12 protein-coding genes are annotated in these 6,927 nt (G+C 44.1%); 2 read left to right on the top strand and 10 right to left on the bottom strand.

What is annotated here, in order from left to right:
• Positions 1-157: 157 nt before the first annotated feature.
• The 6 genes from Xbed_RS17585 to Xbed_RS17560 form a co-directional block, all read right to left on the bottom strand.
• On the bottom strand, positions 158-1,174 hold the full coding sequence (locus Xbed_RS17585; RefSeq protein ID WP_086114141.1) for a tyrosine-type recombinase/integrase: 1,017 nt from the start codon (positions 1,172-1,174) through the stop codon (positions 158-160).
• Entirely contained in the window at positions 1,174-1,401 is a 228-nt protein-coding gene (locus Xbed_RS17580) for a DUF4224 domain-containing protein (RefSeq protein WP_086114140.1), read from the bottom strand. The genes Xbed_RS17585 and Xbed_RS17580 overlap by 1 nt, the downstream gene beginning before the upstream one ends.
• Before the next feature lie 86 nt (positions 1,402-1,487).
• Positions 1,488-2,870, bottom strand: coding sequence for an SNF2-related protein (locus tag Xbed_RS17575; RefSeq protein WP_086114139.1), 1,383 nt, complete (start codon positions 2,868-2,870; stop codon positions 1,488-1,490).
• Positions 2,871-3,049: 179 nt separating this feature from the next.
• Entirely contained in the window at positions 3,050-3,253 is a 204-nt protein-coding gene (locus tag Xbed_RS17570; protein ID WP_086114138.1) for a hypothetical protein, read from the bottom strand.
• Between the two features lie 66 nt (positions 3,254-3,319).
• Positions 3,320-3,535, bottom strand: coding sequence for a hypothetical protein (locus Xbed_RS17565; RefSeq protein ID WP_086114137.1), 216 nt, complete (start codon positions 3,533-3,535; stop codon positions 3,320-3,322).
• 6 nt (positions 3,536-3,541) lie between these two features.
• Complete coding sequence (locus Xbed_RS17560; protein ID WP_086114136.1) at positions 3,542-4,015, bottom strand: class I SAM-dependent methyltransferase; 474 nt, start codon at positions 4,013-4,015, stop codon at positions 3,542-3,544.
• 130 nt (positions 4,016-4,145) lie between these two features.
• Between Xbed_RS17560 and Xbed_RS17555 the strand changes: the two genes are divergently transcribed.
• Positions 4,146-5,180 (top strand): IS110 family RNA-guided transposase, encoded by a 1,035-nt coding sequence (locus Xbed_RS17555; RefSeq protein WP_086114135.1) that lies wholly within the window; start codon positions 4,146-4,148, stop codon positions 5,178-5,180.
• Positions 5,181-5,419: 239 nt separating this feature from the next.
• Here the strand turns inward: Xbed_RS17555 and Xbed_RS17550 are convergent, their stop codons facing one another.
• Genes Xbed_RS17550 through Xbed_RS17535 form a run of 4 tightly spaced genes read right to left on the bottom strand, consistent with a single transcriptional unit; the run spans position 5,420 to position 6,399 of the window.
• Positions 5,420-5,653 (bottom strand): hypothetical protein, encoded by a 234-nt coding sequence (locus Xbed_RS17550; RefSeq protein ID WP_086114134.1) that lies wholly within the window; start codon positions 5,651-5,653, stop codon positions 5,420-5,422.
• 47 nt (positions 5,654-5,700) lie between these two features.
• The gene (locus Xbed_RS17545) at positions 5,701-5,979 is read right to left on the bottom strand and encodes a Cox family DNA-binding protein (protein WP_086114133.1); all 279 of its coding nucleotides are present in this window, start codon (positions 5,977-5,979) and stop codon (positions 5,701-5,703) included.
• A 10-nt stretch (positions 5,980-5,989) separates the two neighbouring features.
• A complete protein-coding gene (locus Xbed_RS20345; RefSeq protein WP_086114142.1) occupies positions 5,990-6,193 on the bottom strand; it encodes a DNA-binding protein in 204 nt (67 codons plus the stop codon).
• Positions 6,194-6,201: 8 nt separating this feature from the next.
• Positions 6,202-6,399, bottom strand: coding sequence for a hypothetical protein (locus tag Xbed_RS17535; protein ID WP_086114132.1), 198 nt, complete (start codon positions 6,397-6,399; stop codon positions 6,202-6,204).
• 85 nt (positions 6,400-6,484) lie between these two features.
• Here Xbed_RS17535 and Xbed_RS17530 point away from each other — a divergent pair, with 85 nt between their 5' ends.
• The gene (locus Xbed_RS17530) at positions 6,485-6,790 is read left to right on the top strand and encodes a helix-turn-helix domain-containing protein (RefSeq protein ID WP_244182540.1); all 306 of its coding nucleotides are present in this window, start codon (positions 6,485-6,487) and stop codon (positions 6,788-6,790) included.
• Positions 6,791-6,927: the final 137 nt, after the last annotated feature.

The following is a 6,927-nucleotide window of genomic DNA, read 5'->3' as shown; positions in this document are numbered from 1 at the left end:
CGACCCCACTTAGCCCTAAAATATCAAACGCCCGATGACGTACATCATCAGGCGGTGATGAGTAAAATAAGTGTCAACGTATATCAGGACTAGACACTCAAATCACCTTTCACTATTTGTTCACTATATTTTTTCACTATATTTTTTGACCTCTCATTTACTTTTTTTGCCCACCAACGACCGGGACAACATTCACTTTTCGATCATATCTTGCCGTTTGAGTAATGTTTTTATGCCCAGTAATTTGCTGCTTTTCTGACAGCGATCCCTCAAGGTCGGAAACGCCTTTTGCTTTCAGGTCATGAAAGGTGAAATTAAAGTCCAGCTCCGGAAAAGTGTCTTTTGCGATAGCTTTCGTTTTTTTCCAACGGCTGTTAAAACCATCGCGGGTATATTTTGATCCTTTACGCTGGTGGAGTACATAAATGCTACTAACGCCGTTATCAAGAGGCAGGGTTTTACTCATTGCCACAGCGTCATCTAACCGTTCGGTCCACGCCTTGATTTGTGCAACCCCTGTTTTTCCCTGTTTGATAAAAATCCCCTCTTGTTGTACCTGCGCATAGGTCATCGTTAAAATGTCCGCCTGTCGTGTACAGCACAAGTATGCTAGCTCCATTGCCACTTTAACTATAGGTGGCGCAATGGAGTAGAGTGCATTGTACTCTTCATCGGTAATATACCGGTCACGCGGAATTTCTTTGAATTGCCGCACGCCCTTGCAGGGGTTACTGCGCACGATCCCACGCTCATAGCCCCAGCCAAACACGCGCGATAGGAAGTTCTTCTCGCGGTTGGCTTGGGTCTTGGCTTTCAACCCTCTTTTATCCATGTACTTGCGAACATGCTGTGGTTTAATGTTATCCGGCAACATGTTCCCAAATACAGGTAAAATCTTACCCGCATATTTACGGTAGTCCTTTTGGGTTTCGTTGGCTAATGCAGAAAACTCAGCAGAGAAAAAAAACGCATTAACTAGACCGGTGAGCGTTTCTTCATTTTTCTGATCAGCGAGCATTTTTTCATAGGCAACCCACACTTCCGCCTGAGTCGCAGAGAAATCACACAGACGGACTGTCCGATTGTCGTATGTCTGAAATTCAAACGCCGACCGCCCCCGTCGAACTCGCGGGGGCATCCAGTTGTCTGCGGGGTTTTTACGTTTTCTACCCATCAGTCTAACGCTCCGAAATTAGGTTCCTGGGGGGCAGGAGCATAGTTTCTAATCCGCTGTGACAGGGGGTTATTAAAATGCTCCCACGTGGTTCGTGGTTTCCCGTCTTTTCGAACAATAAAAAATATGCCGGCTTCTTTTAGCGATGCACACTGCTTAGACGGGATTTGATAGCCCGTGATTTCGGACATATCGGCATCACTAATGATGCCGGTTTTCACACCCATTTTGACCTCGATTACCTGTTAACCGTTCGGACTGAGCATCACCGTTGCCTAAACAGTGTTGCATAAAATTTTGTCGCGGAATGTTGCTACCTCTTCTTCATAGCCTCTAGTAAAATGTCCTGCACTTCTCGTTTAGAATTACGCCGCTCCATCACCAGCTCATCCATCGTGCCGCGAGCAATAATGTGGTAAATAAAAACGGGTCGGTCGTGTCCGGCCTGAGCCTGTCGGGTAGGGCCGATACGTTCAATGATTTGCTGGTACTGCTCCAGATCCCACCAGTGAGAGAAAAATACCAGAATGTTGCCTCCGTCTTGCAGGTTCAGCCCGTGCCCGGCGCTGGCGGGGTGGGCGAATAACACGGGGATTTTCCCGTTGTTCCAGTCGCGCAGAGTCTGTGGATTGTCGTCCAGATGGCGGCCTTTCGGACAGGCTTTCATTAAACGTGCTAAATCGTGTTTCCAGTGATAGGCGACCAGTACTGGCATGCCGCCCGATTCAGCAATAATACTGTCCAGTGCCTGTAATTTGACGTCATGCAGCTCTGACCATGCGCCAGTATCATCGGTGTACAAAGCGCCAGATGAGATTTGCAGACATTTAACCGTCTTGGCGGCAGCGTTAGGCGCTTCAATGCCGACGCCCTCCAGCTCCAGAAACATTTCTTTTTCCATTTCTTGGTACTGGGTACGCGCTTTTGGCGGCAGTTCAACATGAATGACGTTGTGAATAGGCTCATCAATGTCGAACCAGTCCGCCGCGTCCAGTGAGATAGTGACGTCGTTCAGCGCGGCTTGGATTTGCTCTTGCGCAAAATCCTTTGGTTTTAAATCGGGCCAGTGTTGCCCGGGTCGTTGGAAATTGTTAAACCAACGACCCGTGAATGCGCTGTACGTCCGGCCTAACCGTTCGCCTTGATCGATAAACCACGACTGCCCCCACAAATCCAGTAGTCCATTGGGTGCTGGCGTACCCGTTAAGTTCACCCAACGGCGTACATGCTTATGTGCAACTTTCGCCAGTGCTGCGGCTCTTTTACCCCCTTTACGCAGCCTGAACGATTTTAGCCGGGTGCTCTCATCGGCAATGACGGTAGCGAACGGCCATTTATTCCCTAGTGTTTCCACCAGCCAGACGAGGTTATCGTAGTTGGTGGTAAAAACACTGGCATTGGTATTTTTGAGTGACCCAGTGCGCTCTTTGGCGCTGCCCACAATCGGAACCATTTCTATATTGTGTAGATGGCCCCATTTATTCGCCTCATCCGGCCATGTGGAGCGAGCCACACGTAACGGGGCTAATACTAGCGTTGGTTTAGTTTCGCTACCGGACATGTACAAATCTTCCAGCGCGGTTAACGTTGCTACTGTTTTGCCCATACCCATTCCCGCCCAAATATTTGAGCGGGTGATGTCGATTTCATGATTAATAATGATGTTTTGGTAGGGGCGAGGGGTGAATTGCTTCATAAATTACCCTTACCTTACACGAACAATAATATTACCTGCGCTCGTTTCTTTTAGCGTAACTACCCGTTCGTCTTGGGGTATTCGAACAATATAAAATCCATTTTTATCTCTATCAGTTTTTTTTTACGAAATCACTAACCACAGTCATAACGTAACCGATATTCGCATCGGCTGGTGCGTCAATCATTATTTTCATGGATATTGTATTCCGTGTCGTCGGCTTCGAATGTAATATATTTAAGCCCCTGGTGCTTTTGCGCTTTTCGCAATTCTGCAACAAATTGCTCTTTTGAATAACCCAACGCGTTCACGACAGCATTTAGGGCGTTTTCATTTACCAGAAATTCGTCTACTTCTACCGTGATTTCTTTTTTATTGTTCATCCTCATTTCTCCGGGTAAATTTATCGTATAGCGAATCTAATACTAATTCTTTTGTAATATCCGGCATTATCCTATTGGTCTCCTAATTTTATAAATGGAATTTTGAGTTTTTATATAACCGTCCGATTCATACGTTTCGGCATTCTGAACTAATGAAGTGATTATTTCAGAGCCGGCGGGGAATCGCTTTTTGCTATCGTTGAATACTTTGCCAAATGCTACGGCTTTACCATCCTGACCTTTCGAAAAATCCGTTATCTCTATTTCTGCGGTGTGTTTCATGTAATGTTATCCTCTCTTATAAAATGTCATCCAGTGCGTGTAACTGCGCTTGCCCGACGGGTGCCCAATAACAGGTTTAATATCGGTTAACGCCAATATCTCACGGGTCTTTATTTGCGTTTCATTCCATTTGAAGATTAGCGTTCTTTCTGGCCGCAATACCCTAAACGCCTCTTTAAAACCCTGAGCTAAATCATCACGCCACATATCGCTACTCAGTGCACCGTACTTCTTCCTTTGCCAACCATTCTTACCTGCTCTGATTAAATGAGGCGGGTCGAATATAACCAAATTAAACGATTCATCATCAAATGGCAGGTTTGTAAAATCGGCTATCAGATCAGGGTTAATATCTAATTTCCTGCCATCGCATAAAATATGTTGCTCTCTGCGAATGTCACAAAATAAAACGTCAGGGTTAGATTTATCGAAATAAAACATTCGAGAACCACAACACATATCGAGAATAGGTTTATTCATTCAGTATTTTTACCTCATATTTTATCCGTCATAACATCCGCACGGCATATCATGATCAACATCATCCATACCGTAAACGGCTTCAGTGAGCCATGCTGAATACATCAGCAAAAATATGAAGAGGTGTCCAATGGAACAAATTATCGGAATTGACCTGGCAAAGCGAGTGTTTCAATTACATATTGCATCCCCGCTTGGAAAAATGATTAAAAATACGGTGGTTTCACGCGATAAACTGACGGCTTTCATTGCGCAACAACCCCCTTCAAAAATTGTAATGGAGGCCTGTGGAAGTGCCAATTACTGGAGTCGCCAATTCAAACGGCTTGGGCATGAAGTCAAACAAATCAGCCCTCAATATGTCGCGCCTTTCAGAATGGGCAGTAAAAATGATAAAAATGATGCGATTGCCATTGTAGAAGCTGACAGTCGTCCGGGGATGCGATATGTGCCGGAAAAAACGATAGAGCAACAAGATATTCAATGCCTGCATAGAGTTCGTCAGCGGCTGATGAAAAACCGGATTGCACTGATTAACCAGATACGCGGATTAGGGCTGGAATATGGCATTGCCATACCGGAAAGTGCTCACAAGGTAGAACAATGTTTACCTGACCATCTGGAAAATGCTGAAAATGAATTGACAGTATTGAGTCGTCAGTTGTTTCAAGAATTGTTGTTTGAATTAAACGACCTTCAGCAACGTCTGAACGAACTGGATAAGCGTCTTAACCATCTGAATACCCAGCATGAAGATATCCGCAGACTGTTAACATTACCGGGTGTTGGGCCATTGGGCGCTTCAGTTCTGATGATAACGCTGGGTGATGGTAAGGATTTTAAAAATGGCCGCCATTTTGCCAGCTACTTAGGGCTGGTGCCCAAAGAACATAGTAGTGGCGGAAAAGTCAGACAGCTCGGTATCAGTAAGCGGGGAAATTCCTATTTAAGGGGAATACTGATACATGGTGCCCGTTCTGTCGTGTATAGACTCAATAAGCGGCCTGATGAACAATGTAATGAATTGCAACGCTGGCTAAAAGGTTTGATAGAGCGTAGTGGTGTCAATAAGGCGGTAGTTGCCTTAGCCAATAAGAATGCCAGAATTGCTTGGGCATTGGTTAACCAACAATCGGTTTATCTCCCTCAAGGAGGGATTATGTGATTGAAGTCCGTAATTAATAGATGTACTGACAGGTAGTACCGACTCTCTGTGAACCTGACAAATGGCTTAGTCTGTCAAGACTGTTGAAATAATGAGGACAGAGAGTGCGGATTTTCATCAGGGCTCTTTGAAGCCGAATATATGTTTGTGACTACTTTTGTCAGAAAAATATTTTCATCGACTTGAATTCGGTCGGTGTCCATATAAGTCATTTAATATCATCACCAGTAACTTTGTATTTATGTTGCATCCTCTTTAATTCGTTCATCAGATTTATTCCTATACAGTTGTCTTGCAAAACTGAGAGCCTGCTCTTTTGAATCGAAGCGGCCATAAGAATACTCGCCATCATTCACCTGGTATGTGGTGATATAGGCTTCGGGGTTTCTCTTGCGTAAAGGACGAATTAATAGCGTGCCAAATTTAACGCGGCCTTTACTTAATTCCTCTGGTGTTGGTAGCAATATCGGCATTTATTCTTACCTCCTAGTTATTATGTTGCCGGTTGATACATATTTAACTAATCATCCACCAATTTATTCACCTCTAACCAACTGGCTTTCCATCCTTCACGTTCAAATGACGGAATTTTCTGATTGGCGTCATAAACTATTTCCAGCCATTCATTCCACATAATCATGATGTGAGCCCGCTGTGTGCGCTCATTTTTGATGGGCAAACGACCGCAGCTAATTAATTTGCGGATGCTGCTTTCTGATTTTCCGGTGCGGCGGCGGAATTCATTGACCGTGATTGGATCTGGGATCTGAAACAACAGCCTCAAAAGTTTTTCATTCATGTGCTAATACTCAGCTATTTTCGATTGCGTCTTGCAGCATGGCGACCATATTGACCTGAATTTTACCTTTAGCCCCTTGCTTTGGGCGGATGATTATTTCCCCTCTATTGACCATTACTCGGCAAGTGTTTTCTGGTATGCCACTGAGTTCTGCATACTTACCAATTGAGACGTATGGTGAAGTGACGTAATAGTTGATAATGATATTTTTTATCATCTTGCCTATTCAGTTTGAGCTTGCGCCGCTCGTTTACCTGCCAAGTAATAAATGCGAGCCAGACTTGCTTTAGAGCGATTTTCTTCGCGTGCAATTTCTTCTAACTCAGCATCCTCTTCTAAGGACAGCCGTAACGCGACTTGCCTTTTAGAAATAACACCTCTTGGCAATCGCGACCGTCGATCATGCTTATCTTGTGTCATAATGTTATATTGTGATCCACTAAGTTACGTTAATAGGCAATTATTGATCACTATAGGTGTCAGATTAAAAGAGGAACGTAAGCGCTTGGGATTAAACCAGACTGACTTTGCTAGCTTGGCTGGTCATTCACGAGGTGCTCAGGCATGTTATGAAAGAGATGAAAAAGTTCCGGGCGGTGCATATCTACAAAAGTTAGCAGAGCATGGTTGCGATATTTTTTATATCCTGACGGGAAATAAAGTACCTCAGATCCAAGCCACAATATCCAACGAAGAACAAAAATTGATTGAGCACTATCGAGCCATGAGCAAAGAATCACGCTTAAACATGCAAGCGGTGGGATCTGCTTTTGCACATTCAGCACCTGACAAACAAGTCAAAAACAAATAGAAGTTCAAATTTTAATAATTTACACAATTTACACAATTGCTGGATTAACACAATAAGTGCAATGTGCGCCCCGTATAGGCTTCGATGGGGGTTAGCCCATTTAAAACCTTTCTTGGTGTCATATTTAATCTTAATTC

This window comes from Xenorhabdus beddingii (assembly GCF_002127545.1).
GTDB classification, from domain to species: domain Bacteria; phylum Pseudomonadota; class Gammaproteobacteria; order Enterobacterales; family Enterobacteriaceae; genus Xenorhabdus; species Xenorhabdus beddingii.
This window is presented reverse-complemented; position numbering and strand designations above follow the sequence as displayed.

What these genes read in the sequence shown, in the direction of transcription:
- Xbed_RS17555 (WP_086114135.1), top strand. Translation starts at nt 4,146, where the DNA reads ATGGAACAAATTATCGGAATTGACCTGGCAAAGCGAGTGTTTCAATTA.
- Xbed_RS17545 (WP_086114133.1), bottom strand. Translation starts at nt 5,979, where the DNA reads ATGAATGAAAAACTTTTGAGGCTGTTGTTTCAGATCCCAGATCCAATC.
- Xbed_RS17550 (WP_086114134.1), bottom strand. Translation starts at nt 5,653, where the DNA reads ATGCCGATATTGCTACCAACACCAGAGGAATTAAGTAAAGGCCGCGTT.
- Xbed_RS17565 (WP_086114137.1), bottom strand. Translation starts at nt 3,535, where the DNA reads ATGAAACACACCGCAGAAATAGAGATAACGGATTTTTCGAAAGGTCAG.
- Xbed_RS17580 (WP_086114140.1), bottom strand. Translation starts at nt 1,401, where the DNA reads ATGGGTGTGAAAACCGGCATCATTAGTGATGCCGATATGTCCGAAATC.
- Xbed_RS17535 (WP_086114132.1), bottom strand. Translation starts at nt 6,399, where the DNA reads ATGACACAAGATAAGCATGATCGACGGTCGCGATTGCCAAGAGGTGTT.
- Xbed_RS17575 (WP_086114139.1), bottom strand. Translation starts at nt 2,870, where the DNA reads ATGAAGCAATTCACCCCTCGCCCCTACCAAAACATCATTATTAATCAT.
- Xbed_RS17585 (WP_086114141.1), bottom strand. Translation starts at nt 1,174, where the DNA reads ATGGGTAGAAAACGTAAAAACCCCGCAGACAACTGGATGCCCCCGCGA.
- Xbed_RS17560 (WP_086114136.1), bottom strand. Translation starts at nt 4,015, where the DNA reads ATGAATAAACCTATTCTCGATATGTGTTGTGGTTCTCGAATGTTTTAT.
- Xbed_RS17570 (WP_086114138.1), bottom strand. Translation starts at nt 3,253, where the DNA reads ATGAACAATAAAAAAGAAATCACGGTAGAAGTAGACGAATTTCTGGTA.